This window comes from Pseudomonas sp. Kh14 (assembly GCF_900291005.1).
Taxonomy (GTDB): Bacteria; Pseudomonadota; Gammaproteobacteria; order Pseudomonadales; family Pseudomonadaceae; genus Aquipseudomonas; species Aquipseudomonas alloputida.
The window spans coordinates 59,436-86,388 of sequence record NZ_OLKJ01000033.1 but is presented as its reverse complement, the minus strand read 5'-3'; the positions used below and the strand labels follow the sequence as shown (position 1 = coordinate 86,388).

Below are 26,953 nucleotides of genomic sequence, written 5' to 3'. Positions count from 1 at the left end.
CAGGGCTGCCGAACCGGTGATACGGGCGGTGATGGCGTTGGTCCACAGGTGCGGGCTGTAGCCGATCCACACTTCCTTGGCCGTGTCCTGGCAGGTGTCGGCCCACACCCAGCCGGTGCTCTGGCCGGATAGGTAGCGCTCACGGCGGTGGTAGTCCTCCAGCCCTTGGTAGCTCAGCTCTTTGTAGAGGCCCGCGCCGACGTGCTCATGAATGACCAGCTTTTCGCCCTGAAGGCCTTTCATGAACACGTAGACATAGCCCGGGCGCAAAGCACGGAGGGTGTAGGCCGAGTGCTGCAGCGTGGGGAAGCCTTGTTCCAGGTTGAAGCCTGCACGGGCATAGCGGCAGGCGGGGGCGTCCGCGGTGCGGGGCACGATGGCGTAGCGCACTGGCAGGATGGGCACGCGTGCGCTGCAGGCCGGGCCGGAGGTGGCGCTGCTGACGGAGGCATTGGTCATGCGAGCTCCTTGCTCAGAGAGACAGTCTTTTCGAACCAGAGACGCACTGCGGGAACTTGCAGTACTGACAAGACTGAAAGGCCGTTATTCATACTGTGCTGGATTTCAGGCCCGACTCTATGCTGTAAGAAGTTTCCTACTTACTTGCTGAGATGAGCGGGCGATCAAGTATCTGGAATTCGAGTGAAAGACAATGCCTCGATCGCTACTTTTGGGTCGAGGCTGAAAGTGTAAGATTTTATTTGAATGTATATGTATTGCGTTTGCGCAATATCGTGTGAAAAGTTGCAGTGTTTTTGTAGGAAGTTTCGTACTTTAAGATTGTTATATGTTCAGTTTTTGCACTTGGCCATCACCACCTGGCAAGTCTTGGGCGTGCCTCCCGAGCGGCTGGCATAACGCACGCAGTTGTTCAGGGACTTCTGACGCGCAATGCTCAATGAATTGCCCCAGGCGAGGCCGCCTTCACCGGTAGTGGGGACGGCCTTGGCAAAGCAGTTGGAGCCCACTGCAGGCGTGGCGTAGCGTGCCTTGCTGGCGTTGCTGGAGCATCCCGCGAGAGCCAGGCTGAGGCAGAGCAGGGTAGCCAGTGCCCAGGACGTATGTGGTCTGCTCATGTATTCCTCTTCTGCGCTTGGCAGCAAATGCCTTGCAGGATATTTCATTACAGCGAAGCGGTGAACTATCTCGGCGTCAAGAGGCTCCTTTGCTAAGCGCACCCTGCGCTTGACTGATGGCGCGAGGCCATCAGCCCTGGGTCACTGAATGAAAAGGAGGCACCGTGACCGCACCTGATCAAACCCTCTACCGCTGTACGCCCAGCCCGCTGCATGCTCTGCTGCTGGCGGGCAGTGTGCCGATGTTCCTTGGCGCGCTGCTGAGCGATATCGCCTACTACAACAGCTATCAGATTCAGTGGAGCAACTTCGCCGCCTGGCTGATCGCCGGGGCCCTTGTGTTCTGTGGGCTGGCACTGTTGTTCGCGCTGGCCAATCTGATCCGCGCAGAGCGCAAGGGCGGCGCGCTACGTTGTACTTCGTGCTGCTGCTGGTGACTTGGGTGCTTGGGCTGATCAATGCCTTTGAGCATGCCAAGGACGCCTGGGCGGTGATGCCTTCTGGGTTGGTGTTGTCGGTAATCGTGACAGTGCTCGCAGTGGTGGCCGCCTGGACCGGTTTGAGCAACCTGCGTTCAGGAGGTGTGGCATGAAGCCTTTGCATGCATTTAGCCTATTGGGCGTAGCGCTATTGCTGAGTGCCTGTGGTGGCGACGGCGAGCCGACCCAGGCCCATGGCCCGGAGCCGAAGCTGCCGGAGCCTCAGCGCGGTTTGCTACCGAGCATGAAGATTGCGCAACCGGCTGCCTGGGGCGAACTGAAACCGACCGTGCCAGAGGGCTTCAGTGTCACCGCCATTGCCACCGGCCTGAAAATCCCGCGCCAGAGCCTGGTGCTGCCCAATGGCGACATTCTGGTGGCTGAGGGCAGGGGGGGCAGCGCGGCCAAGCTCAAGCCCAAGGATGTAATCGCCAGCCAGATCAAGGCCAAGGGCAATACCCAGGTCAAGGGTGGCAACCGCCTGACCTTGCTGCGAGATGCTGACGGCGATGGCAACTACGAGGTACAGGCCGTGTTTGCGGAAAACCTCAATGCACCGTACGGCTTGGCCTATGCCAACGGCAAGGTGTATGTAGCCAACCAGGATGCGCTGGTGCGCTTTGACTACAAGGAAGGCCAGACCCAGGCCGACGGCCCGCCAACCAAGGTCACCGACCTGCCGGCCGAGATCAACCACCATTGGACCAAGGCCCTGACCATCAGCCCGGATGGCCGCTTCTTGTATGTGGGTATCGGCTCGAACAGCAACATCACCGAGCGCGGCCTGGAGGTGGAGATCGATCGGGCCATGGTCTGGCAGGTCGATGCCGAGACCGGCGCGCACCGGCCCTATGCCACCGGCTTGCGTAACCCGACGGCATTGACCATCCAGCCGCAGACCGGGCAGTTGTGGACGGTGGTCAACGAGCGGGATGAGTTGGGCCCTGACCTGGTGCCCGACTACCTTACCTCGGTGCGTGAGGGTGGCTTCTATGGTTGGCCTTACAGCTACTGGGGGCAGCATGTGGATGAGCGGGTGCGGCCGCAGAACCCGGACAAGGTGGCGGCGGCGATCAAGCCGGATTACAGCCTGGGTTCGCATGTGGCTGCACTGGGTGTGGACTTCTCGACCTCGGCAATGGGCGAGCGCTTTGCAGACGGTGTGTTCGTGGGCGAGCACGGCAGTTGGAACCGGCCCAACCCGGTGGGGTACAAGGTGATTTTCGTGCCGTTCAGCAATGGCAAGCCTGCTGGGGAACCCATCGACTTCGCCACGGGCTTTCGCGGTGAGGATGGCAAGACCCGGGGGCGACCGGTTGGAGTGACGGTGGACCCGCGTGGGGCGTTGATCATTGCCGATGACCTGGCGAATACGGTGTGGCGGGTGACGCGTAATCGCTGAATGCTATCTGATCAAATCGTCAAAGCTTGCTGGCGATGGGCCGCAGAGCGGCCCAATTGCTGACTGACAGGCATTGTGCGTGGGTCAGAAGCGGTAGTTGAAGCTGGCTTCCAGCGTGCGCGGCGCCCCTGGGGTGATCAGGTCGACCGAGCCATGTGCCGAGGCATAGTAGTCACGGTCAAACACGTTCTTCAGGCGCAGCGCGGCATCCCACTGCGGCACGCTGTACAGCAGCGCGGCGTCGAAGGTGGTATAGCCCGGCATCACCACCACATTGTCGAGCGCTGTGTAGCGTTCGTCGACGTAGTTCGCTCCGGCGGCCACACGCCATTCTGGTGTCAGGGTACGTACCAGCCAGACGTTGGCGCTGTTGCGTGGTGTCAGGGTAGGGGTCTGGCCTTCGTTCGCCACGCCATTGGTCTTGCTGTTGGACTTGGTGATTTCGGCGTCCAGGTAAGCGTAACCGGCATAGATCTGCCACTTGTCGGTGAGATGTCCGCTGACGGTGGCTTCAAAGCCATCGGTACGCTGTTCGCCAGCCAATACGGTCAGGTTGGGGTTGGCCGGGTCGGCAGTCTTCATGTTGGTGCGCTCAAGGCGGAACACTGCGGCGGTCAGTGACAGGCGGCTGTCGAGCAGGTCCCATTTGGCGCCGATTTCATAGTTGGTGGTCTCTTCCGGCTCCAGGTGCTGGTTGCTCGGGCTCACCGCGAACACTTCGCCCGAAGGCTGATAGCTGCGGCTGACCGACACGTAGTAGGACTGGATGGCGTCTGGCTGGTAGACCAGACCCGCACGCGGGCTCCAGGTCTTGTCGGTACGATCCAGGTCGATGTTTTGCACGCGGTCGTCGTCGTACTCCTGGCCAAAGATGTCATAACGCACACCGACCAATGCCTTCCAGTGCGCGTTCAGCTCGATCATGTCCTGCACGTACAGACCGGTGGTCTGCTGGAAGTTGGTGCCCTTGGAAGACAGGTTGGCGGCATGCTCCGGTACCGGCACCAAGGCATCACGGTACACCGGTACTTGTGCCACGTTGGTCTGGCTCAGCACGCGCTGGTACTTGTCCTGAAAGCCTGCTTCCACCCCGTACAACAGGTTGTGCTGCATGCCGGCCAGTTGCGCCTGTTGCTTGAGCTCCGTCTGGTTGAACACACCGTACTCATCGCGGGCGACGTTGCCGCGGTTGAGCTTGATCAGCAGTTCACCATCGGGCGCGGTGACGAAGCGCGTCGGGCTACTGTCGGCCAAGGTGTTGTTGCGGTCCAGGTCGTAGCGGTAGTAACGGCTGGTGTTGGTCAGGGTGAAGTTGTCGTTGATGCGGTAATCCAGGCTGGCTGTAAGCGAGAACACCTCGCTGCGGGCGTAATCCTGGTCAGCATCGCCAGAGCCAAAGCGCTTGTCGCGGTCCACGTCCACCGGGCGGTTACCCAGGGCCGGGATGCCGAAGTCGATCAGGCGTTTGTCGTACAGGTAGGTGGCGCCCAGGTTCAGTTCCAGGTCGTCCGAGAGACGGAAGTAGGCCGACGGTGCGATGGCCTTGCGGTCGATGTAGCCATCATCGCGGAAGGTGTCGCTGTCTTCGAAGGCACCGGTCACGCGGTAGGCCTGGTTGCTTTGCGGGTCGGCCCAGCCGGTGTCGAACTGGGTTCGGCGTTTGCCTTCGCTGTCAACGTTCATGCCGACTTCGCGTTTGGGCGTGAAGCTTGGTTTTTTGCTGATGCTGTTGATCAGACCGCCCGAGGAACCACGGCCATACAGCACTGCGGCCGGGCCCTTGATCACCTCGACACGCTCGATGTTGGACAGGTCGCGAAAGTACAGGGCGTCGTCACGCACGCCATCTATGTACATGTCGCCAATGGCGCTGAAACCACGGATGGTGACCTGATCACGTTGGCCGTCGCCATTGGACAGGCCGATGCCGGGCACATTCTTCAGCACGTCTTCCATGGACTGTGCGCCTTGGTCCTTGATCACGCTTTCGGGAACGACGTTGACAGTTTGCGGGATATCGCGCAGCGGCGCGTCGATCTTGATGGCGCTGCGGCTTTCACTGGCCTTGTAGCTTTGCTGCTCATAGACGCTGGTGACGGCGGTGGCGGGCAGGGCGAGGCTACTTTGCGTATCGGTTTGGGCGGCAGCTTGGACAGCAGGCACAACGAGCAGGCCCAGCATGGAAATGGATGCTGGGGCAACAGACCTTTTGGCCATTACAGGCGACTCTTTGTTGTTATCGGAGTAGCGAATAGTAATGATTTGCAAATGTAAAGCAAGAGTAAAGAATTCTTATTAGCTATAACGGTTATTTCTGCGACGAAATGCGTCGTAAATCGGGAGGGCCGGCAAGGCGGCTGGTAATGGCTATGCTTGTCAGCGCGTGAGCCTTTCGCGCGCCTATTCGGACTTGATCACATGGAAGCACGCCTATGAACCCCATTCGTACTCTCGCTCGTGCTGTAGCCCTTGCCACGCTGGCCTCTGCTGCCAGCTTCACGGTACAGGCTGCCGGTATCCCCATCGGGAGCGAGGCGCTGGAAAGCCATGTCACCACACAGGTAACGGCTATCGACCTGGCCACCCGCCAAGTCACGGTGAAAGGCCCTGACGATAAGAAGGATGTGACGTTCCAGCTGACCGAAAAGGCCAAAGCGCTGCCCAACCTGAAAGTCGGTGACCAAGTCGACATCTACGTGACACGCGCCGTGGCCTATGTGCTCAATCCGGAGGTGGGTGGTGCGCCGAAAGCGACTGAAGAGTCCGGTACCATCCGTGCAACCGAGCAAAACCCCAACCCGGGCGGCGAGGCGTTCCGCCAGGTCAAGGTTACCTCTCAGATCAAGAAGATCGACCTCAAGACGCATGAGGTGAGCTTGTTGCCACCGGAGGGCAAGCTGCAGGTGGTCAAGGTCGAGAATCCAGACCTGCAGAAACGCATGAAGAACCTCAAGGTTGGCCAGACGGTTGACGCGATCTACACCGAAGTGCTGCGCGTCGAAACCTCGCGCTGACCTCGGCCGTTGCCGGCCTCGGTTACTCGCCTACGATCGGCCGTTTGCGGTCCTGGCAGGCTGGTGCCGAGGAGCGGGCCTCAGTAGACGGCGGCTTCGATCAAGGCCTGGGGCTCTGCACGTTCGGTGTAGTCGACTTGTGGTGTGTCACTGCGGCAGGCTTCGGGTGGCCCGTGTCTGGATGCGCTGTGAGGCCTTGCAGGCCGGGGGATGGCGCTTGAACAGCTGAAGTACCCAGTCGGGGCGGGTCTTGCTGGCATCGTTGAGCCAATTGGCGACCGAGTCCTGCGCGTATTTCTCGGCTTCGGCCAGCAGCGGTACCAGCAACGGCTCGGCCACTTCTGGTCGTTGCTTGAGCGTGGCAATGTGCTCGCACCAAACGCCACGCGGGCGCAGGATCTCGATGCAGAACCGACGTACCAGCGGGTCGGCATCACCGGTATGGCGGCTGAGTAGCGCCAGGGCGGCTTCAAGGTGCTGGGCCAGGCGCGGGCGCAGGGCGATCCAGGCCCATTCACGCACGCCGAAGTGGTCATCGCGGGCGAAGCGAAACTGCGCCAGCAGGGCATCTTCTGCAGGCTGCGAGCGTGACAGGTACGCCTGGGCGAACGCTGCCCAGCTGCGCACGGTATCGGACAGGCGCGTGCAGCATTGCTCGAACACTTGCTCGCGCAACGACTCGGCGGCCTGCTCCAGCCACTTGCCCAGTGCCAGGCCAATGGCCGCCACTTTTTTTGACAGGCCCAGTGCCTGGGCCTGGGCCGCACTGGCAGCGAGGTGCTCTACCAATGCTGCTGGCAGTTGGCCTGTCAAGGCGTTGACCAAGGCGGCTTGATCCACCGCCAGGCATTCGGCCAGGTTGCGGGTTGGCAGTTGGCCAAGGTCGATCAGGGACTTTCGTCCGTCGCTCATGGCTAAGGCTCCAGGGCAGTGGCACGGTGCAGTCGATTGCCGGCCATGCGCACGCCGGCCGGAAAGAATGTTTCACTATGCAGGGTACGAATAGTTCAAGTGCAGGATTTTGATTTCTATCAGTACTGGGGAAGGCACCATCATGGTGGCCATCGATACCTTGGATGAGGGCTGCCATGTTCAGTAAATCAATGCTCCTGCTGGCGCTTCCTGTGGCCATGGCGTTGCTTGCCGGTGCGGTGTTGCCGTTTCAGGCCGCAGGTAATGCTGCGGCAGGCCGGGCACTTGGGCACTGGCTGTGGGGGGCTTTCACATCGTTGACGGTGAGCATGCTGGTGGTGATCGCTGCGCTGCTGATTATCCGGGTACCGGCGCCAGACATGGGCAAGGCCTTGCAAGGGCCCTGGTGGTTATGGATTGGTGGCGTGCTGGGGGCACTGTATGTGGCCGGCGCCGCAGCACTGACCCCGAAACTTGGCGCAGCAGGGTTCCTGGTACTGGTGGTGGCAGGGCAGATCATCACGGCAGTGCTTGCCGACCACTACGGGGTGATGGGGCTGGGTGGCAAGCCGCTTAGCCTGGCCAGGGTGGCTGGTGTGGTGCTGATCCTGTGCGGAGTGTTGCTGGTACAGGGCCCTTGGGCAACGGCGTCACCGGCCCACCCCACGGCCGCTGTGAAGGGGCAAGAAAACTGATCAGCGCCCTGCTTGGCTGCAGGCCCATACGGTTTCGCGCAGCCAGCGGTGCCCGGGGTCACTGTCCTTGCGGTTGTGCCAGGCTTGCTGATAGTCGAACGAGGGGATGGCGAGTGGCGGTGTGAACTGGCGCAGTGTCTTGTGCTGGCGCAACGACCCCACAGCGCGGCTGGCCACCGTCAGGATCAGGTCGGTGCCGGCCAGCACTTCGACTGCCGCACTCCAGTGCGGCAAGGCCAGGGCAATTCGGCGTTGCAGGCCCCGGGCGGCCAGTGCGCGCTCGATTTCATCGAAAGCATCCGGGCGCATGGCCATCAATACATGTGGGCGTGCCAGCCAGTCTTCCAGGGCCATGCCGCCGCTCGCAGGCAGGACCTGGCGATCGGCAACGCTGATGAAGCGATCGGCAAACAGGGGCTGGGCGGTGATGTCCTGAGGCAGTTCGGGGAACAGGCCCAGGGCCAGATCCAGCTCGCCATCGAGCAACTGCGCCAACATGGTTTCACGGCTGGCCTGGCTGATGGCCAGGTCCACCCCGGGCGCGACTTGGCGCAGGTGGCGCAGCAGGTGCGGCAGGATGATGCGCGAGGCGTAGTCGGACAGCGACAGCCGGAACCGGCGCTGGGCCCTGGCTGGCTCGAACAGCGGGGTGGCCAGCAGGCTGTCGAGATTGCTCAGTGCATCCTGTAACGGTTGTGCCAGCGATTGGGCGCGGGCGGTAAGGGTCATACCGCCACCTTGGCGTACCAGCAAAGGGTCGTCGAAGTGTTTGCGCAACTGCGCCAAGGCGTGGCTGACCGCCGGTTGGCTGCGGTGCAGGCGCAGGGCTGCGCGGGTCACGTGCCGTTCACTGAGCAAAGCATGCAGGGCGAGCAGCAGGTTGAGGTCAATCTTGCGCAGTTCATCCATCGGGTGAATGGCCTTGGTCATTTCTGGCGACTTGAATCAGCTTAACAAATGCTTTGTGTACTCCTACAACGATTGCGTCGACTGCTGGGCGTATACTCCCCGTCCGTTTAACTATTGTCCGAGTATTTTGATGGGTCTTTCCGCAACTGCCACGCCTGAACCACGTCGCCTCGGCGCGCCATTGATCGCCTTGGTCTTGATGCTGGCCAGTGCCTGGTTCCTCAACCTCAATGCCGGCTTCAAGCAGGTGTTGTTGCTGCTTGTCGGCACCGCGCTTGGCCTGACGCTGTACCACGCCGCCTTCGGTTTCACCTCGGCCTGGCGGGTGTTTATCAACGAGCGCCGTGGCGCGGGCCTGCGTGCGCAGATGGTCATGCTGACCCTGGCGGTGCTGCTGTTCTTCCCGGCGTTGTCAGCTGGCAGCCTGTTCGGTAACCCGGTCACTGGCCTGGTTGCCCCAGCGGGTGTTTCAGTGGTGTTCGGTGCGTTCATTTTCGGCATTGGCATGCAGTTGGGTGGCGGCTGCGCATCGGGCACGCTGTTCACCGTGGGGGGAGGTAATGCGCGCATGCTGGTGACTCTGCTGTTCTTCATCATCGGCTCGGTCAGCGCCACCCACCATGCCGACTGGTGGTTTGCCTTGCCGTCGCTTCCGGCCACCTCGATCGTGCAGGCCTGGGGGATAGGGCCTGCGCTGCTGGCAAGCCTGGCAGTGTTCGGGCTGATCGCCTGGGCCACCGTGGTGCTTGAGAAGCGCCGGCATGGCGCGCTTGAAGCACTGCCTGCCAGCGAGCACCAAGGCCTTCGCCGCTTCCTGCGTGGCCCCTGGCCCTTGCTGTGGGGCGCCATCGCCCTGGCCTTGCTGAACTACGCGACCTTGGCGCTGGCGGGGCGGCCTTGGGGCATTACCTCGGCTTTCGCCTTGTGGGGGGCCAAGGTCCTCAGCGGGCTGGGCGTGGATGTCGGTAGCTGGGTGTTCTGGCAGGCACCGGCCAATGCCAAGGCTTTGGCTGCGCCGCTGTGGCAGGACATCACCACGGTAATGGACCTGGGCATCGTACTGGGTGCGTTGCTGGCGGCGGGCCTGGCCGGGCGCTTTGCGCCAAGCCTGAAGATTCCGCTGCCGTCGCTGGTGGCCGCAGTGATTGGCGGCCTTCTGCTGGGCTATGGTTCGCGCCTGGCTTACGGCTGCAACATTGGTGCTTACTTCAGTGGTATCGCCTCGGGTAGCTTACATGGCTGGTTGTGGCTGGTGGCGGCCTATACCGGCAACCTGATAGGCGTGCGCCTGCGCCCCTTGTTCTTCTTCGGTGAACGGCGCCCTACGATGCTGACTGGCTGCTGATGCACTGACTGAATTGCTGCAAGGGGTGCAGAAATCATCTGCATCCCGCCTGATTGTTCAACTTTTGCTTCTTGTTTAGCCTGACTCGAGCACTCATTCAGCAGGATTCGATCATGGCTACCCGCATCATTCTCAATAGCACCGGCGCTGCCGACGTGATGCAGCTTGAACACGTAGCAGCACAATCTCCAGGGCCTGGCCAGGTCTGGCTGGAGCAGACGGCCATGGGCGTGAACCCGCTGGATGTGTTGCAGCGCAAGGGGGGAGCAGCGCTGGCATTGCCTTCAGGCCTGGGGCTGGAAGGCGCTGGCAGGGTCTCGGCCATTGGCGATGGGGTGCACAACGTGCAGGTGGGCGACCGGGTCGCTTACGCGATGGGGCCGGTCGGTGCCTATGCCAGTGGCCGGCTGTTCCCGGCCGAGCGGCTGGTCCCGCTGCCGCCGCAGTTGGAGGACGAGGCCGCCGCAGCGGTGCTGTTCAAGGGAATCACGGCGCAATATCTGTTGAAAACCACCTATGCCGTAGGGCCGGGCACCCAGGTGTTGTTGTACGGTGCGGCCGGTGCTTTGGGCCAGCTGATGGTGCCTTGGGCGCGGCACCTGGGGGCGACGGTGATAGGGGTGGTATCGCGCCTGCAAAGTGTGGAGCGGGCACGGGCGGCGGGTTGCCAGCATGTGCTGGTGTTCGACGCGGAAACCTTGGCCAGCCAGGTGCGTGAGCTGACCCAAGGCCAAGGTGTGGACGTAGTGTACGATTGCGTGGGCAAGGTGTCGCTTGAGGCCTCGTTGGGCAGCCTGAGGGTGCGCGGCTTGTTGGTATCGTTCGGCGGCACCTCCGGTGCACCGCCTGCCATCGAGGTGGCCACGCTCAATGCCAATGGCTCGCTGTACCTGACCCGGCCATCGCTCGCAGCACACACCCGCACGGTCGAGGAGTACCAGCAGCGCGCGGCCGATGTGCTGGCAGCGGTTGCCGAAGGTATCGTCCAGCCTCGGGTCTGGCGATGCTTCCCGCTGGCTGAAGCAGCCAAGGCCCATGAGTACCTGGAGCAAGGGCGGTCGGAGGGCGCGCTGGTGCTGACTGCCTGATCCGCCCCCTGATTTCACTGCCCTGAGCCGAGTCTTGCCATGGATACCTTCGACAGTCGCCGCGCTGATGAACTTGCCACCCTGCTGGCCTTGTATGAGCAGGGCTCGTTTGCTGCCGCCGGGCGGCAACTGGAGCGCCACCCTACGGTGCTGTCGAAACGCCTGAGTGCTTTAGAGACGCGGCTGGGCATTCGCCTGGTGGAGCGCAGTACGCGGCAGCTGCGCTTTACCGATGAGGGCGAGCGGCTGGTAGCCAAGGTTCTCGAGGCTAGCCGGCTGATTGCCGAAGCGGAGGAAGAGGCAGCCGAAGGTGCGGCAACGGTTCGTGGGCGTCTGCGTCTGGCGTTGCCGGCGGCCATGGGCCGACGCTGGTTGAGCGGCATGCTGGCCGACTTTGTACTGGCCTACCCGCAGGTAATCGTGGAGACCGAGTATGCCGATCGTTTCGTCGACCTGATCGGCGAGGGTTTCGACGCCGCGATCCGGATTGGTGAGCTGGCGGACAATCGTCTGGTGGCAAGTAAACTGTGCGATCACGTGCGGATCCTGTGCGCTTCTCCTCAATACCTTGCTCGGCATGGGGAACCCGCGCAGCCGGAAGATTTGGCGGCGCATAACTGTTTGGTTTTCAATGGCTTACGATCGTTTCCTGAATGGCGCCTGATGAGCGATACGCGACAGACAAGTGTCAAAGTTGCTGGCAGCCTTCGCAGTAATGACAACGAAGCGCTGCTGGAGGCGGCGCGGCGCGGCGTGGGGATTCTGGCCGGAGGTGACTGGCTCATGTGCGAGGACCTGGCCAGCGGATGCCTGGTAAGGGTGCTTGCGCAATGGCAGCTGGACAAGGCGGCGGGCATTTACCTTGTACGGCCGACCGCGCGCCTGAACACGGCAGCGATGGGCGTCTTCAAGGCCTGGCTGGAAGATCGCTTCAAGGCAGGCCCTCCTTGGAGACGCTGATGCGGCCTTTGCAGGCGTGATAAATAAAGAGTTATCGTCTTGCAACGGCATGCTGAACGCACTGCTCGAAGTACGTCTGCTTGATCGCTGCTGGCTTGAGCCGCGAGCGGCTGTTGTACGTCTGCTCGGTAATGCCGAAGGCAGTCATGCGCATCCATGGTTTGGGGAATTTGCGTACCTGCAGCTTCTTGCGCGTGGCATACAAGGTCACCCCGGAAAGCTTGGCCTGTTGGGCCTCGGCGGCTATCTGCGCGCCCCAGCCGCAAGTGTGGCGATCGTTCTGGCTCAGTGCCCTGGCTTGGGCGCCGAAAGCGAAGGTGGCCAGCAGGCAGCCGGCCATCGTTGCTAGAAGTACTCGCATGTTGCTGTCCTAAGCATCTGAAAGAAAACGGAGTTTGCCTTCGCTTTCCAGAGCCGTGGGCCAGCAATTTGCCGTCAAGTCACAGCCATGCGCAGAGGACTGGCCTTCGGCTTCTGCAGGCTTGTCCAAGCCAGGCTGGCAACCCAAAGCACCGAAACACCATAGTTGAGGCGTTGATACAGGCCGAACAGCTGGCCACTCTGCGCCGCCTGGCCCATCAACGCGACGGTGATGATCGCCAACACCACGCAAGCCAGGGAAAATAGCGCCAGGGCGGGGGAGCCGGCAAGGCGGTTGCCTAGCCACGCCCATAGGGCGCTGGCCAAGGTCAGCGAGAGGAACATCAGCAGACCAAACAGGTTATGCAGTTGCTGCGAGGTAGATGGCTGTACCGGTGCACAGCCCTGGTCGCAGGGGAACCAGCCGGTGCCCAAACTGCCCATGCCATGCAGCAACACCAGGCCCGCACTCAGCAGCGCCAGCTTCGAGCTATGCCAGCGCCGCATCAGGCCCCAGGCAAACAGGGCAAACAGCAGGGCTAGAGGGTAGTTGTTGACCCGTGGTGACCAGCTGTGGGTTGGCGAGCCTGCCGCGCCCAGCTGGCTCATGGCCTGTTGCAGGTGATCATAGCCAGGGTAGGCCTGGGCCGTGAGCCATACCCCCGCCAGCAGCCAGAGGGGGATCAGCAGGCCACTGCCGAGCAAAAGACGGTCGAGGGTTTTCATACTGCAGATTCCTTCCATGGAACAGTGAGCGTGGAAGCATACAATACAGGCTCACGCAGGCCATGGGCCAGTGATTCTGCGCGTTTCTTCATGGGCCAGGGACTGCAAAGATGGGCAATAAATACCGCACGGGGTGTATGTGATCGTACAACCGCTTGCGCTATGATGAGCGCTGTCTTCCAAGGTGAAATACAGGGCAATGACAGAGCAGCAGGTACAGGCAAGGACCCGGCGCAAGCCGCGCAGTCTGGCCCAGGAACTGGTCACGGTGCTGACCGAACGCATTCGCAGCGGCCAGCTCAAGCGCGGCGACAAGTTGCCGACCGAATCGCAGATCATGGCCGAGGAGGGCGTCAGCCGCACGGTGGTGCGTGAGGCGATCTCGCGGTTGCAGGCCGCCGGGCAGGTTGAGACCCGCCACGGCATTGGTACATTCGTGCTGGATGCGCCGGCTACGGGCGGTTTCCGTATCGACCCGGCCACCGTGGTCACCCTGCGCGAAGTGCTGGCGGTGCTGGAGTTGCGCATTGCCCTGGAGATCGAGTCGGCCGGGCTGGCAGCCCAGCGGCGAAGCGACGAAGCCCTGGCCGGTATGCGTGCGGCGCTGGACGAACTCAACGAGGGGGCGGCCCACGCCACTGATGCGGTGTCGGCGGACTTCCAGTTCCACCTGCGCATTGCCCAGGCCAGCGGCAACCACTACTTCGCCGATATCATCAACCACCTGGGTACCAGCATCATCCCGCGTACCCGACTGAACTCGGCGCGCCTGGCCCATGATGACCAGGCGCATTACATGAGCCGCTTGATGCATGAGCACGAGGCGATCTATGAGGCGATTGCCCGGCGTGACAGCGAAGGGGCGAAGATGGCCATGCGCATGCACCTGAGCAACAGCCGCGAGCGCTTGCGCCAGGCGCATGAGGCGGCTGAAGCGCAAGGGACCTGAAGCCTTTTTTGCCTGTAATGGCCTCTTCGCGGGCAAGATAGCCCTGTAGGAGCGGGCTTGCCCGCGAAGAGGCCAATACAGTCAAAAAGAAAAGCCCCGCCGTGCGCGGGGCTTTCTTGTTGCTTGCAACCGGTCAGATCGCCCCGTCACTCCACTGCCCGTTCACCAACCGCCGCAGCCCCAGCGGGTTGCCGTCGCGCAGTGCCTCAGGCAGCAGCGTCTGTGGGTAGTTCTGGTAGCACACCGGGCGCAGGAAGCGGTCGATGGCCAAAGTGCCGACCGAGGTGCCACGCGCATCGGAGGTCGCCGGGTACGGGCCGCCGTGCACCATGGCATCACAGACTTCGACACCGGTCGGGTAGCCATTGACCAGGATTCGCCCGACTTTCTCCTCCAGCAACGGCACCAGCCAGGCGAAGGCATCGAAGTCCTCCGTCTCGCCGATCAGCGTCGCGGTCAGCTGGCCACGCAGGCCGAGCAGCGCGTCGCGCAGTTGGTCGTTGTCCTGCACCTCTACAGCCACGGTGGTGGGCCCAAACACTTCTTCCTGCAACAGCGGATCGGACTCGACCAGCAGGCGTGCATCGGCCTTGAACAGCTGAGCGCGCGCCTGGTTGCCTTCCTGCGCCTGGCCGGCTACATGCTCGATACCGGCATGGGCATGCAGGTGTTCAAGGCCGCCAACGTAGCTGCGCAGACCGCCAGCGTTGAGCATGGTTTGCCCGGCTTGCTGGTCCAGGTACTGGCCAAGGTCGGCGAGCAGCTGGCTGTACTGTGGTGACTGCAGGCCAATCACCAACCCAGGGTTGGTGCAGAACTGCCCGGCGCCCATGCACACGGACCCCGCCAACTCGCGGGCAATGGCCTCGCCACGCTTGGCCAGGGCGCCCGGCAGGATGATGACCGGGTTGATGCTCGACATCTCGGCAAATACCGGGATTGGCTGCGGGCGCTCAGCGGCCATGCGGCAAAGGGCATCGCCGCCTTTCAGCGAGCCAGTGAAGCCAACCGCCTGGATGGCGGGGTGCTTGACCAGCCACTCGCCCACGCCGCCACCAAATACCATGTTGAAAACGCCCTTGGGCATGCCGGTCTGCTCAGCGGCGCGCACGATGGCGCAGCCCACCAGGTCGGCCGTGGCCATGTGGCCGCTGTGCGCCTTGAATACCACCGGGCAGCCTGCGGCCAGGGCGGCGGCGGTATCACCCCCGGCGGTGGAGAAGGCCAGCGGGAAGTTGCTGGCCCCGAACACGGCGACCGGGCCTACGCCGATGCGCATCTGGCGCAGGTCTACGCGTGGCAGCGGCTGGCGCTCGGGCAGTGCCAGGTCGATGCGCGCGCCGAGGAAGTCGCCGCGGCGCAGCACTTGGGCGAACAGGCGCATCTGCCCGCTGGTGCGGCCGCGCTCGCCCTGGATGCGGGCGGCGGGCAGGGCGGTTTCGCGGCAGACGATGGCGACGAAGGCGTCATCCAGTTCGTCGAGTTCAGCGGCGATGGCGTCGAGGAACTCGGCCCGACGTGCCGGGGCCAGTTGGCGGAACTCGGCGAAGGCTGCGGCAGCGGCCTTGGCGGCCTGGTCCACTTCGGCTTCGGTGGCCTGGGCAAAGCTGTAGGGCAGGGCTTCGCCAGTGCTGGCGTCCAGGCTCTGCAGGCGCTGAGGGCCAGCGGCACTGCGCTGACCGGCGATGAAGTTATGGCCGAGGATTTCAGGCATGGGGTGCTCCTGTGGGCTTGAGGGTGGCGTGTGTGAATGCGTGGTCAAGGCTGCGGCATCAGGTAATGGGCGCCGGGTTGAACAGGGTGATGTCGTTGTGCAGCCGGTGTTGCTCGGCCCAGGTTTGCTTGCGGCCACTGGCCACGTCCAGGTAGTAATGGAACAGCTCCCAACCCAGCTCCTCGATGGTCGAGCGACCACTGGCGATGCGACCGGCGTCGATGTCGATCAGGTCGGGCCAGCGCTGGGCCAGTTCGCTGCGGGTACACACCTTGACCACCGGCGCCATGGCCAGGCCATAGGGGGTGCCGCGGCCGGTAGTGAAGACGTGCAGGTTCATGCCGGCCGCCAGTTGCAAGGTGCCACAGACAAAGTCGCTGGCCGGGGTGGCGCAGAAAATCAGGCCTTTGCGGTTGACCCGCTCGCCTGGGCCGAGCACACCCTGTATAGCGCCGCTGCCCGACTTGACGATCGAACCCAGCGATTTCTCGACGATGTTCGACAGCCCGCCTTTCTTGTTGCCCGGCGTGGTGTTGGCGCTGCGGTCGGCGGCGCCTTGCTGCAGGTAGCGGTCGTACCAGTCCATTTCGCGCACCAGCGCGTCGGCAACGTCCTGGTTTTCCGCGCGCGAGGTCAGCATGTAGATCGCGTCGCGCACCTCGGTCACTTCAGAGAACAGCACCGTGGCGCCAGCGCGGACCAGCAGGTCGGCGGCATAGCCAAGTGCCGGGTTGGCGGTGATGCCCGAGAAGGCGTCGCTGCCACCGCATTGCATACCGAGGATCAGTTCGCTGGCCGGGACCGTTTCGCGGCGGCGCTGGTCGAGCTTCTTCAGGCGGGTCTCGGCCAGGTCCATGATCTGCTCGATCATTTCAACAAAGCCAAGGCTGGCATCTTGCAGGCGGTACAGCCATGGGTCGCTGAGGTCCACCGAGGGGTCGTTGTCGTGCATCACCTGGCTGGCTTGCAGTTTTTCACAGCCCAGGCTGATCACCAGTGCCTCGCCGCCAAGGTTGGGGTTGCGCGCCAGGTTGCGCACGGTGCGGATCGGGATGTAAGCGTCGCGGGCGTTGATTGCCACACCGCAGCCGTAGCTGTGTGTAATGGCCACCACGTCATCGACGTTGGGGTATTTGGGCAGCAGTTCGTTGCGAATGCGCTTGACTGCATGTTCCAGCACGCCGGTCACGCACTGCACGGTGGTGGTGATGCCGAGAATATTGCGGGTGCCGACAGTGCCGTCGGCGTTGCGATAGCCCTCGAAGGTGAAGCCCTCCAGCGGCGGCAGCGGTTGTGGCACTGCATCGCAGCGCGGCAGGCTGTCCAGTTCCGGGGCGGCCGGCATGGCCAGCTGGCTTTCCTGAACCCAGCTGCCTTGGCGCAAGTCTTCCAGCGCGTAGCCGATGATTTGCCCGTAGCGGCGCACGGGCTCGCCCTTGGCGATGGCCACGGTGGCCACCTTGTGGCTTTGCGGCACGCCTTCGATCAGGGTCAGGCCGTCGGCGAAGCGGGCGCCTTCGCCCAAGCCGCCGTCGTTGACGACGACCACGACGTTGTCGTCGTCGTGCAGGCGGACGTAGCGGGGCGAGTCGGAGTGTTCGATCAACTGCATGTTTGGGCCCTACTTGTCAGGTTCTCAGGCTTCTGTACATCCGCCCATGCCGGGTGACCCGGTGCGGGCGTGCTTTTTCAGTGTCGGGAACTGGCCAGTTCGCCGTCGGTGGCAGGCTCAGCGTGTGGCTTTGGGGCAGCATCACGCAATTCGATACGCTTGATGGGGCCGACGATAACCAGATAGCTGAATACCGCTACCAGCGCGTTGGCACCCACGTACACAAGCGCCCACTTGAACGAGCCGGTGGCGCTGATGATGTAGCCGATCACGATAGGGGTGGTGATCGACGCGATGTTACCGAAGGTGTTGAACAGGCCACCGGACAGCCCGGCGATCTGCTTGGGTGAAGTGTCCGCGACCACCGCCCAGCCCAGCGCGCCGATGCCCTTGCCGAAGAACGCCAGCGTCATGAAGCCGACCACCATCCACTCGGCATCGACGTAGTTGCAGAACACCATGGTGGTGGACAGCAGCAGGCCACAGACGATCGGCAGTTTGCGCGAGAAGGTCAGCGAGTTGCCGCGGCGCAGCAGCCAGTCGGAGATCACACCACCCAGGACGCCGCCGATAAAACCACACACCGCCGGCAGCGAGGCGATGAAGCCGGCCTTGAGAATGGTCATGCCGCGTTCCTGCACCAGGTACACCGGGAACCAGGTGAGGAAGAAGTAGGTGATGGCGTTGATGCAGTACTGGCCCAGGTATACGCCCAGCAGCATGCGGCTGGTCAGCAACTGCTTGATGTAACCCCATTTCGGGCCGTCGCTGCCGCGCTTCTGGTCCATGTCGACCAGGCCGCCGTTCTGCTCGATGTGCTCGAGTTCGCTTTGGCTGATGCGCGGGTGTTGGCGCGGGTTGTAGATGGTCTTCAGCCACACCATCGAGAAGATGATGCCCAGCACACCCATGACCACGAACACGTGCTCCCAGCCGAAGCTGAACACGATCCAGCCCATGATCGGGGCGAACAGTGCAGTGGCGAAATACTGCGCCGAGTTGAAGATGGCCGAGGCCGTGCCGCGTTCCTGGGTCGGGAACCATGCGGCGACGATGCGCGCGTTACCCGGGAATGACGGGGCTTCGGCGAAACCGACCAGGAAGCGCAGGGTGAAGAGGGTGACCACGGCCCAGGCAACCGGCAGGCCACCGACAAAACCCTGCAGCAGGGTAAACAGCGACCAGGTGAAGATGCTGAAGGCGTAGACGTTCTTGGAACCGAAGCGATCGAGCAGCCAACCACCAGGAATCTGGCCAGCCACGTAAGCCCATCCGAAGGCGGAAAAGATATAACCGAGGGTTACGGCGTCAATGCCGAGGTCTTTCTGCAGGCTGGAGCCTGCGATAGCAATGGTCGCGCGGTCGGCATAGTTGATCGTGGTCACCAGAAACAGCATGAACAGGATCAGGTAGCGCACATGCGTTTTCTTAGTCGCTTGCATGCTGGCAATACTCCCACTAGTTATTTTTGTGCGGGCTCACGAATTGTAACCGGAGTGGGGCAGGCCCACTCCGGGCGCGGCATCTGGCAGGCCGCGGGCAGCGCTTACTGCGGGCCCATCTTGTCCATCAGCGCGGCGAGCATTTCGTACTCTTCGGCGGTGAGGTCAGTCAGCGGGGTACGCACCGGGCCGGCGTCGTAACCGGCAATTCTGGCGCCGGCCTTGACGATGCTCACGGCGTAGCCGGCCTTGCGGTTGCGGATGTCCAGGTATGGCAGGAAGAAATCGTCGATCAGCTTGGCCACGGTGGCGTGGTCGTCACGGGCGATGGCGTTGTAGAAGTCCATGGCGGTTTTCGGCACGAAGTTGAACACCGCGGAGGAGTACACCGGTACGCCCAGGGCCTTGTAGGCGGCAGCATACACTTCGGCGGTCGGCAGGCCACCCAGGTAGCTGAAGCGCTCGCCCAGGCGACGACGGATCGACACCATCAGCTCGATATCACCCAGGCCGTCCTTGTAGCCAATCAGGTTCGGGCAGCGCTCGGCCAGTTTTTCCAGCAGGTCGGCGTTCAGGCGACAGACGTTGCGGTTGTACACCACCACACCGATGTTTACCGATTTGCACACCGCTTCGACGTGGGCGGCGACGCCGTCCTGGCTGGCTTCGGTCAGGTAGTGCGGCAGCAACAGCAGGCCCTTGGCACCCAGGCGCTCGGCTTCTTGCGCGTATTCGATGGCCTGACGGGTGGAGCCACCGACACCGGCGAGGATCGGAACCGAAGTGGCGCAGGTGTCAACCGCGGTCTTGATCACCTGGCTGTATTCGCTGGCGGCCAGGGAGAAGAATTCACCGGTACCGCCAGCGGCGAACAGCGCGCTGGCGCCGTAGGGGGCCAGCCACTCGAGGCGCTTGATGTAGCCAGCCGGGTTGAAGTCGCCCTGGGCATTGAAGTCGGTGACCGGGAAAGACAGCAGGCCGTGGGAGAGGATGGATTTGAGTTCTTGTGGATTCATTGTTGTTGGCATCCTGTGGCGCTTGGGTGAGGGGTGTTGTCTTGCGATGGAGGTAAGTTATCGTACAACTTGTGTGATGACTAGTCCCTTTTCAGAATTTTGTGTTCTCGTCAGGGTGGCCGTCTGGATTTATGTGTTGTGGCGCAGATCGAGCGCCGCCCGCGCGGCGCTTCGCGGGTAAACCCGCTCCTACGTTTGTTTCGGGCCAGTATCGCCTGTGTCAGACGCGCGCGACCGCCTTGTTTGTACGACTCGATATCGAGGCATGCGCCAAGGCGTTCGCGCGCAAATGCCACAGGCATAACTGGCCTGAAACAAACGTAGGAGCGGGTTTACCCGCGAAGCGCCGCGCGGGCGGCGCTCGATTTCACAGGCGCAGCAGGTACGACGACAAACACATAGCAGTCATCGTATCTCTTAAGGGGAAGGAAAAAAACGATCGCGGAGACAGGCACAAGCCCGCCGCCCGATTCCACGGGAAGTGTTCTGGGACCAGCAGAGGGTGACCGGGAAACGGGGGCGGCCTTGCGCCGCCCCGCGATCAAAGCAGAGGAAACTGAAAGTCAGGCTGCGTGCTGGCGCTTGATTTGCGCCTTGCGTACCTGGGCCCGGCAAGCGTCGCCGAAAGCCTGGAAGATCTTGATCGAATCAGGGTTCTTCGCCGCTTGCCATTCAGGGTGCCACTGCACGGCGAACAGGAACGGCGAAATGCTTGGCGCATGAATCGCTTCGACCAGGCCATCTTCGGCACGGGCGATGGCTTCAATACCGGCGCCGAGCTTATGCAGGCCTTGGCCATGCAGCGAGTTGACGCGAATCTCGTCGGTACCCAGAGTGTCGTGCAGCCAGCTGCCCGGCTGGATCTTCACCCCATGCACCTGGGCGTACTGCACTTCGACCGGGTCTTCCGGGTTTTCCCGGTGGTCATTGAACCCAGGTTCGGCATACACCTTCTGGTAAATGTCGCCACCCAGGGCCACGTTGATTTCCTGCATGCCGCGGCAGATGCCGAAGATGGGCAGGCCACGCTTGATCGCCGCCTTGACCAGCGGAATGTCGAACAGGTCGCGGTTCTGGTCCTGGCCTTTGCCCGGGGTCTGGTTTTCCTGGCCATACAGGGCCGGGTCGATGTTGCTGCCAGCGCCAGTCAGGTACACGCCGTCGGCCATGTCCAGGTAGGTCTCGAGGTCGTCAGTGCCGCAGCAGGTAGGTACCAACACCGGGACGCAATCGGAGAACTCGACCAGCGGAGTAATGTATTTGTGGGTCATGACCTGGTAGTCATGTCCTTTGCGCTCTTGGCTGCCCATGGTCATCAGGACGACGGGTTTGCGCAGGGAAGGTTGCTTGTTGCCAATGTTGCTGTTGGACATATGTCACCTTGGGACAGGTTCGACCTGTCGTTGTTGTGCAGGCGCACGGCTCGGGGCCCTGGGTGCTGCCTGTAGCCCCGAGCACTGCCGGCTCGTCAGAGGCGACGATTCCGGTCGGGGCTTGTAGATAGCTTGCCAGAGCCGTTCGATATGTCAAACGACGGAAGCGGGCTTTAACGCGGGGGGTACGCCGTTTTTTGGGGCCTTAAACCGATGCGGGCCTGTGGCGGCGTGGGTTTGGCGGGGGTGTTGGTCAATAATATTTAACGACGCAGTTGGGTCTTTGCAGCGGTGCAATAAAGGCCACGCCCCATTGCCCATTTATTCGGCTCACACGGAGCCTGTAGGAGCGGCCTCGTGTCGCGAAAGGGCCGCGCAGCGGCCCCGGCGATATCGGCAGCGAAGCTGATATCCGGGGCCGCTTTGCGGCCCTTTCGCGACACAAGGCCGCTCCTACACAGTTGCGCGCCAGCCCATCCGGTCCATTCAGTGCAGTATCTGCGCCAGGAACGCCTTGGCCCGCTCGGTGCGCGGCTGGTTGAAGAACACCTGCGGCGGGCTGTCCTCGATGATCTGCCCACCCTCCAGGAACAGCACCCGCTCGGCTACCTGCCGGGCAAAGCCCATTTCATGGGTGACGCACAGCATGGTCATGCCCGTGCCAGCCAACTGCACCAGCACATCCAGCACCTCGGCGACCATTTCCGGGTCCAGCGCCGAAGTGGGCTCGTCGAACAGCATGATCCGCGGTTTCATGCACAGCGCCCGGGCGATTGCCACGCGCTGCTGCTGGCCGCCGGACAGCTGGCTGGGGTACTTGTGCGCCTGGCTTTCGATGCCGACTTTGCTCAGGTACATGCGTGCCCGCTCCTCGGCGTCCTTGCGTGACAGCCCGCGCACGCTGGTGGGGGCCAGCAGGCAGTTGTCGAGCACGCTCATGTGCGGGAACAGGTTGAAGTGCTGGAACACCATGCCGATGTCGCTGCGTACCTGTGCTGCCTCGCGCGTGGTGGCCGCCAGGTCGATGCCGTCCACCTGGATGCTGCCCTGCTGGGCGACTTCCAGGCGGTTGATGCAACGGATCAGGGTCGACTTGCCCGAGCCGGACGGCCCGCACAGCACGATGCGTTCGCCTTCGCGCACCTGCAGGTCGATGTCACGCAGCACGTGGAACGCGCCATAGTGCTTGTTGAGGCCTTCGATGCGAATCAGCACCGGACGCGGGTCGGGTTCGGGGGCAAGGGTGGCAAGGCTCAGTGGTGCGGTCATCTTGTTGTTCTCCCGCGTGGGTTCAGTCGAAACGGGTCGCGCTGTAAGGCGCGGGGTCGGTGAAGGGGGGCTCGCCGGTGAGCAGCTCGGCCAGCAGCCGGCCGCAGACCGGGCCCAGCGTGAGGCCGTGATGGGCATGGCCGAAGTTGAACCACAGCCCTGGGTGGCGCGGCGCCGGCCCGATCACCGGGCGCATGTCGGGCAGGCAGGGGCGGCGGCCCAGCCATGGTGTGTCGTCCAGGCGCTCGCCGAGGGCCGGGAACAGCTTGCGCGCCAGGGCCTCGCAGCGGCCCAACTGGATCTGGTTGCCAGGCGCACTGGCTGCGTCGAACTCGATGCCGGTGGTCAGGCGCACACCGCGCGCCATTGGCGCCAGTACATAGCCGCCTTGGGTGTCGCAGATCGAGTGCTCCAGCTGAGCGCCGTCACGGGTGCTGTAGTGCATGTGGTAGCCCCGCTTGATGGCCAGCGGGATCTGGTAGCCCAGGCCGCTGAACAGGTCGGCTGACTGTGGCCCAAGGCAAGCCACCACCTCGTCGGCAGTGATCGGGCCGCGACGGCTCTCTACCCGCCATTGGCCATTGGCCTGGCGCAGGCTGCGCGCATCGCCATGCACGAACTGCCCGCCGCGTTGCAGGAACAGCGCCGCATAGCCACGGGTGAGCGCACCGGGGTTGTTCACAGTTTTCGGGTCGAGCCAGTGGATGCCACCGACCACGGTGGCGTCCAGCTGATGTTCACGTGCCTGCAACTGCCCGCATTCAAGGATTTCGAAGCGCAAGCCGTAGCGGCTCAGGCCCTTGGCATCGGTTTTTGCCTGCTCGAACAGCGCGGGGTCGCGGAACACTTCGATCCAGCCTTTGGCTTGCACCAGGCCTTCCAGGCCGGCGGCAGCGATCAGCGCGTCATGCTCGTCGACACAGCGCTGCACCAGCGGCAACATATCGGCGGCGGCGCCGGCCAGGCGCCCGGGTGCCGACTGGCGCCAGTAACGCCACAGCCACGGTGCGGCCTTGGGCAGGTGCGCCAGGCTGTAGCGCACATCGGGCTGGCGGTTCAGGCCGTAACGCAGCAGTGCGCTCAGTTGCCGCGGGAAGGCATAGGGGATGACACTGGAGCGCTCGATCAGCCCGGCGTTGCCGTGGCTGGTGCCGCTGCCCGGTTCGTCACGGTCGATCAGAATTACCTGGCGCCCGCGTGCCTGCAGATGCAGCGCGGTGCTGACGCCGACGATGCCGGCGCCGAGAACAAGGGTCTGGCAATGCATGAAACGTATCCTTCGGTCAGTTCAGGTGGCGGCCCAGGCGGGCTTCCAGGTGTTTCAGCAGGCGCCGCACCAGTTCGACGATCACCAGGTAGAGCACGGCGGCCCACAGGTAGATCTGGAAGTCGAAACTGCGCGAGAAGGCCAGTTTGGTCACGCCCATCAGGTCGTAGATCGTCACCAGCGAGGCGATCGCGCTGGCCTTGATCATCAGGATCAGTTCGTTGCCCAACGGGCCAATGGCCACCAGCAGCGACTGCGGCAATATCACCTTGAAGAAGGTGGTCGAGCGCTTCAGGTTCAGCGCCCGCGCCGCTTCATGCTGGCCAGGCGCAACGGCCATCAGGCTGCCGCGGAAGATCTCGGCCTGATAGGCGGCGGTGTTCAGGGTGAACGCCAGCAAGGTGCAAAACCACGCATCTCGGAAGAACCACCACAGGCCGACGTCCTGCCAGAAACCCTTGAGCGAGCCCAGGCCGTAATACAGTAGGAACAATTGCGCCAGCAGCGGCGAGCCGCGGAAGAAGTACACGTAGCCGGCTGCCATGCGCTGCAGCACCAGGCTGCGAGACAGGCGTGCAAGGGCCAGCAGAAGGCCGAGCACAGCACCCAGGCTGAAGGAAATCGCCACCAGCTTGGCGGTTACAAGCAGGCCGTCGATGAAGCGCGGGCCGTAGCGTTCCAGCAGGTCGGGGTCAAGCACCATTGCCAGCAGTTGATCGAAGCTCATGCGCGTGCTCCTTGCAGGTGGCGGTTGCTGCGCCGTTCGATGTAGGCGAACACGCGCCCGGACAGTGCCGCAAACAGCAGGTAGCCCAGGCAGGCGACGCCGTAGAAGAACATCGGCTCCTTGGTTACGCTGACCGCCAGGTTGGTCTGGCGCATCAGGTCTACCAGCGAGATGGTCGACACCAGCGAGGTGTCCTTGAGCAGCGACAGCCAGTTGTTGGACAAGCCGGGCAGGGCGATGCGGGTCAGTTGTGGCAGCAACACCTTGAAGAAACCGGTGCGCTTGCTAAGCCCAAGCGCCGAGCAGGCTTCCAGCTGGCCCTTGGGCAGGGTCTTGAAGGCGGCCAGCCAGATCTCGCTGGAAAACGCGGCGAACACCAGGCTGAAGGCGATCATCGCGGCGAGGAAGGTGTTGATGAGGAACTCACCTTGGTAGCCCATGGCGGCGAGGATCTTCTGTGCGGCGATTTGGCAGCCGTAATAGATGATCAGCAACGTCAGCAGCTCGGGCAGGCCGCGGAAGACGGTGGAAAAAGTGGTGGCCCAGGCCCGTGGCAGGCGTTTGCGTGAGCGCGCCGCCAGCGCGACCACCAGGCCCAGTGGCAGGCCGATGGGAAGGCAGGCCAGGGCCAGGGAAACAGTAACCAGCGCGCCGGCCAGCAACGCCTGGCCCCAGCCTCCGCTGGCGAAAGACAGCAAGGACAATTGATCGAGCATGACGAACCTCTTGGGCAGGTTATGCGGCCTTGTGGGAGCAGCCTTGCGTCGCGACAGGGCTGCGTAGCGGCCCCAGGGTTCATGCAACTGCAGAGATTGCCGGGGCCACTACGCGGCCCTGTCGCGACGCAAGGCCGCTCCCACAAGGTGGTCGCACAACTTCCTGAAGATCAGTTGTAGATATCGAAAGCAAAGTACTTGCTGGCGATCTTCTGGTAGGTGCCGTTGGCCACAATCTGTTGCAGCGCGGTATTCAGGCGCTGGCGCAGGGCTTCGTCGTCCTTGCGCACAGCGATCGCGGCATCGGCCTTGGTGTCGGCCACGTCGCCAAGGATCTTGCAGCAATCCCCGCCGTTCTTGTTCATCCACTCGTGCAGCGGGAATTTGTCGGCTATCACGCCGTCCAGGCGGCCGGCCGCCAGGTCTGCGTTGGCTTCGTCCATGGTCGGGTACAGTTTCACGTCGGCACCGGCCTTGCCGTACACGTCTTCGGCGTAGATGGCCTGGGTAGAGGAAGACTGCGCACCGACGGTGTAGCCGACAAAGTCGGTCTGGGCGCTGTCGATCTTGCTGTCCTTGGCAACCGCCACGGTCAGGGGCGTGCGGTAGTAGTGGTCGGTGAAGGTGATCTTCTTGCGTCGCTCTTCGGTGTCGATCATCGACGCTACCACCGCGTCATACTTGCGCGCCATCAGGGCGGGGATGATGCCTTCCCAGTCCTGGGCCACCAGCGTGCATTCGACTTTCATCTGTTCGCACAGGGCATGGGTGATGTCGACATCGAAGCCATGCAGCTTGTTATCGGCGTCTACATAGTTGAAGGGCGGGTAGGCACCCTCGGTGGCGAACCGCAGGGTTTCAGCGCTGGCGGCACCCGCCAGCAGCAGGGCGCACGCACCCAGCAAGGCCATGGACTTGTTCATCTCGCACCTCATTGCACTCTTGCTATTGTTGTTTGCCCGTCGACCACGAGGTGTAGCCGACGAATTCGTTATGTAGAGCGGCAGTTGCTTCCAAGCGTTTTTCAACATCCGGTCCGAGCTTCTTGCAGACCTCGTTGACCATCAGATGCACCCACGACAGCATCGTCGAGGTGGATTCCCAGAACAGGTTGAACTCGGTGGGGATGCGGAACACCTCGTCGGCATTGGCATCCGCCCAGTCACAGAAGGTGTCGGTCACCAGGGTGACCGCAATGCCAGCCTCGCGCGCCTTCTGGCACAGCATCAGGGCATGGCGGGAATAACGGCGCGCCTCGAACACCACCAGGGCGCTGTCTTCGGCGCGGCCCAGCAGCACTTCGCCGAAGTGACCGGCGCTGATGTCCACCAGTTGCACACCATCGCGCAGGTATTGCAGCAGGTGGCTCATGCACATGGCGATGCCGCGCTCGGTCTGGAAGCCGGCGATGAACACCCGCGGCTTGCTCGCCAGGCGTTGCGCCACGTTGTGCCAGGCGGGGCTCTGGCGGTATTCGTGTACGCGCACCAGGGCGGCGATTTCCAGCTCCAGGCTGCCGGCGTTGTCGCTGGCGTCCTGGTTCTGGCGGTAATCTTGCAAGCGATCACCCACCAGCCACGGGCCATCGCCCAGGTCGTTCTGCAGGTCTTGCTTAAGCGCCTTGAGGTGGGCATAACCCAGTGAGCGACAGTAGCGCCCGACGCTGGATTCGCTGACGCCCAGCTTGGCGGCAATGCTGGCCGAGGTCTGGAACGGCAGTTCGTGCAGGTTGGCAAGCATGTAGGTGGCGATCTTGCGACCCGAGGCAGCGGCCCCTTCGAGGCTGTTTTCCAGGCGTTGCTTGATCAGTTGGCTCATGCTGCGGCTCCAGGGGTGAGGCTTGGGAAGAAAATGAATGTTTTCTGTCATCAAGTCAACATTTGACAGATTGCTGTCACATGA

At 62.8% G+C, this 26,953-nt stretch carries 25 protein-coding genes and 1 pseudogene; 8 read left to right on the top strand and 18 right to left on the bottom strand.

Features of this window, described 5'->3' with window-relative positions:
* On the bottom strand, nucleotides 1–459 hold a 459-nt coding region (locus FQ668_RS17135), incomplete at its 3' end, for a toxin VasX (RefSeq protein ID WP_369333834.1).
* A 332-nt stretch (nucleotides 460–791) separates the two neighbouring features.
* A complete protein-coding gene (locus tag FQ668_RS17130; RefSeq protein ID WP_019436777.1) occupies nucleotides 792–1,076 on the bottom strand; it encodes a hypothetical protein in 285 nt (94 codons plus the stop codon).
* 164 nt (nucleotides 1,077–1,240) lie between these two features.
* Here FQ668_RS17130 and FQ668_RS17125 point away from each other — a divergent pair.
* Nucleotides 1,241–1,668 (top strand): annotated as a pseudogene (locus tag FQ668_RS17125) (DUF2231 domain-containing protein).
* Nucleotides 1,665–2,957 carry a sorbosone dehydrogenase family protein gene (locus FQ668_RS17120; protein ID WP_019436779.1) on the top strand — a complete coding sequence of 431 codons (1,293 nt, stop codon included), beginning with the start codon at nucleotides 1,665–1,667 and terminating at the stop codon, nucleotides 2,955–2,957. The pseudogene FQ668_RS17125 and the gene FQ668_RS17120 overlap by 4 nt, the downstream one beginning before the upstream one ends.
* An 84-nt stretch (nucleotides 2,958–3,041) precedes the next feature.
* On the opposite strand, the gene FQ668_RS17115 is transcribed toward FQ668_RS17120, so the two are convergent.
* Nucleotides 3,042–5,174, bottom strand: coding sequence for a TonB-dependent siderophore receptor (locus FQ668_RS17115; protein ID WP_026031811.1), 2,133 nt, complete (start codon nucleotides 5,172–5,174; stop codon nucleotides 3,042–3,044).
* Nucleotides 5,175–5,389: 215 nt separating this feature from the next.
* On the opposite strand from FQ668_RS17115, the gene FQ668_RS17110 reads away from it, so the two are divergent.
* Entirely contained in the window at nucleotides 5,390–5,971 is a 582-nt protein-coding gene (locus tag FQ668_RS17110) for a hypothetical protein (protein WP_014590676.1), read from the top strand.
* A gap of 147 nt (nucleotides 5,972–6,118) precedes the next feature.
* Here the strand turns inward: FQ668_RS17110 and FQ668_RS17105 are convergent, their stop codons facing one another.
* Complete coding sequence (locus FQ668_RS17105; RefSeq protein WP_019436781.1) at nucleotides 6,119–6,883, bottom strand: hypothetical protein; 765 nt, start codon at nucleotides 6,881–6,883, stop codon at nucleotides 6,119–6,121.
* A gap of 176 nt (nucleotides 6,884–7,059) precedes the next feature.
* Between FQ668_RS17105 and FQ668_RS17100 the strand changes: the two genes are divergently transcribed.
* Nucleotides 7,060–7,578, top strand: coding sequence for a DMT family transporter (locus FQ668_RS17100; protein WP_019436782.1), 519 nt, complete (start codon nucleotides 7,060–7,062; stop codon nucleotides 7,576–7,578).
* Here the strand turns inward: FQ668_RS17100 and FQ668_RS17095 are convergent, their stop codons facing one another.
* Complete coding sequence (locus tag FQ668_RS17095) at nucleotides 7,579–8,487, bottom strand: LysR family transcriptional regulator (protein WP_026031812.1); 909 nt, start codon at nucleotides 8,485–8,487, stop codon at nucleotides 7,579–7,581. It abuts the gene before it with no gap.
* 130 nt (nucleotides 8,488–8,617) lie between these two features.
* Between FQ668_RS17095 and FQ668_RS17090 the strand changes: the two genes are divergently transcribed.
* The 3 genes from FQ668_RS17090 to FQ668_RS17080 all read left to right on the top strand — a co-directional run bounded on the left by FQ668_RS17090 (nucleotide 8,618) and on the right by FQ668_RS17080 (nucleotide 11,880).
* A complete protein-coding gene (locus FQ668_RS17090) occupies nucleotides 8,618–9,832 on the top strand; it encodes a YeeE/YedE family protein (RefSeq protein WP_023389633.1) in 1,215 nt (404 codons plus the stop codon).
* 113 nt (nucleotides 9,833–9,945) lie between these two features.
* Nucleotides 9,946–10,920, top strand: coding sequence for a quinone oxidoreductase (locus FQ668_RS17085; RefSeq protein ID WP_019436784.1), 975 nt, complete (start codon nucleotides 9,946–9,948; stop codon nucleotides 10,918–10,920).
* Nucleotides 10,921–10,959: 39 nt separating this feature from the next.
* Nucleotides 10,960–11,880 (top strand): LysR family transcriptional regulator, encoded by a 921-nt coding sequence (locus tag FQ668_RS17080; protein ID WP_019436785.1) that lies wholly within the window; start codon nucleotides 10,960–10,962, stop codon nucleotides 11,878–11,880.
* 31 nt (nucleotides 11,881–11,911) lie between these two features.
* Here FQ668_RS17080 and FQ668_RS17075 read toward each other — a convergent pair whose 3' ends face one another.
* On the bottom strand, nucleotides 11,912–12,241 hold the full coding sequence (locus FQ668_RS17075; RefSeq protein ID WP_019436786.1) for a hypothetical protein: 330 nt from the start codon (nucleotides 12,239–12,241) through the stop codon (nucleotides 11,912–11,914).
* A gap of 74 nt (nucleotides 12,242–12,315) precedes the next feature.
* Nucleotides 12,316–12,966 carry a DUF998 domain-containing protein gene (locus FQ668_RS17070; protein WP_019436787.1) on the bottom strand — a complete coding sequence of 217 codons (651 nt, stop codon included), beginning with the start codon at nucleotides 12,964–12,966 and terminating at the stop codon, nucleotides 12,316–12,318.
* A gap of 199 nt (nucleotides 12,967–13,165) precedes the next feature.
* On the opposite strand from FQ668_RS17070, the gene FQ668_RS17065 reads away from it, so the two are divergent.
* Nucleotides 13,166–13,915: a FadR/GntR family transcriptional regulator gene (locus tag FQ668_RS17065; protein ID WP_003247694.1), complete on the top strand. Its 750-nt coding sequence runs from the start codon at nucleotides 13,166–13,168 to the stop codon at nucleotides 13,913–13,915.
* Nucleotides 13,916–14,048: 133 nt separating this feature from the next.
* Here the strand turns inward: FQ668_RS17065 and FQ668_RS17060 are convergent, their stop codons facing one another.
* The 11 genes from FQ668_RS17060 to FQ668_RS17005 all read right to left on the bottom strand — a co-directional run bounded on the left by FQ668_RS17060 (nucleotide 14,049) and on the right by FQ668_RS17005 (nucleotide 26,869).
* Nucleotides 14,049–15,629, bottom strand: a complete 1,581-nt coding sequence (locus tag FQ668_RS17060) for an aldehyde dehydrogenase (NADP(+)) (RefSeq protein ID WP_019436788.1) — start codon at nucleotides 15,627–15,629, stop codon at nucleotides 14,049–14,051.
* A gap of 58 nt (nucleotides 15,630–15,687) precedes the next feature.
* Nucleotides 15,688–17,241 (bottom strand): galactarate dehydratase, encoded by a 1,554-nt coding sequence (garD, locus tag FQ668_RS17055; RefSeq protein WP_014756302.1) that lies wholly within the window; start codon nucleotides 17,239–17,241, stop codon nucleotides 15,688–15,690.
* A gap of 77 nt (nucleotides 17,242–17,318) precedes the next feature.
* A complete protein-coding gene (locus FQ668_RS17050) occupies nucleotides 17,319–18,683 on the bottom strand; it encodes an MFS transporter (protein WP_003247701.1) in 1,365 nt (454 codons plus the stop codon).
* 104 nt (nucleotides 18,684–18,787) lie between these two features.
* Complete coding sequence (kdgD, locus tag FQ668_RS17045) at nucleotides 18,788–19,699, bottom strand: 5-dehydro-4-deoxyglucarate dehydratase (RefSeq protein ID WP_010954445.1); 912 nt, start codon at nucleotides 19,697–19,699, stop codon at nucleotides 18,788–18,790.
* A gap of 563 nt (nucleotides 19,700–20,262) precedes the next feature.
* A complete protein-coding gene (locus FQ668_RS17035) occupies nucleotides 20,263–21,072 on the bottom strand; it encodes a gamma-glutamyl-gamma-aminobutyrate hydrolase family protein (protein WP_004575279.1) in 810 nt (269 codons plus the stop codon).
* Nucleotides 21,073–21,558: 486 nt separating this feature from the next.
* Complete coding sequence (locus FQ668_RS17030) at nucleotides 21,559–22,341, bottom strand: amino acid ABC transporter ATP-binding protein (protein WP_010954443.1); 783 nt, start codon at nucleotides 22,339–22,341, stop codon at nucleotides 21,559–21,561.
* Between the two features lie 22 nt (nucleotides 22,342–22,363).
* Entirely contained in the window at nucleotides 22,364–23,608 is a 1,245-nt protein-coding gene (locus FQ668_RS17025) for an FAD-binding oxidoreductase (protein ID WP_014590688.1), read from the bottom strand.
* Nucleotides 23,609–23,624: 16 nt separating this feature from the next.
* The gene (locus FQ668_RS17020) at nucleotides 23,625–24,335 is read right to left on the bottom strand and encodes an ABC transporter permease (RefSeq protein ID WP_003247716.1); all 711 of its coding nucleotides are present in this window, start codon (nucleotides 24,333–24,335) and stop codon (nucleotides 23,625–23,627) included.
* Nucleotides 24,332–25,051 carry an ABC transporter permease gene (locus FQ668_RS17015; protein ID WP_003247720.1) on the bottom strand — a complete coding sequence of 240 codons (720 nt, stop codon included), beginning with the start codon at nucleotides 25,049–25,051 and terminating at the stop codon, nucleotides 24,332–24,334. The genes FQ668_RS17020 and FQ668_RS17015 overlap by 4 nt, the downstream gene beginning before the upstream one ends.
* 170 nt (nucleotides 25,052–25,221) lie before the next feature.
* Nucleotides 25,222–25,974, bottom strand: coding sequence for a transporter substrate-binding domain-containing protein (locus tag FQ668_RS17010; RefSeq protein WP_019437092.1), 753 nt, complete (start codon nucleotides 25,972–25,974; stop codon nucleotides 25,222–25,224).
* Nucleotides 25,975–25,996: 22 nt separating this feature from the next.
* Nucleotides 25,997–26,869, bottom strand: a complete 873-nt coding sequence (locus FQ668_RS17005) for a MurR/RpiR family transcriptional regulator (RefSeq protein WP_012052078.1) — start codon at nucleotides 26,867–26,869, stop codon at nucleotides 25,997–25,999.
* Nucleotides 26,870–26,953 lie beyond the last annotated feature (84 nt).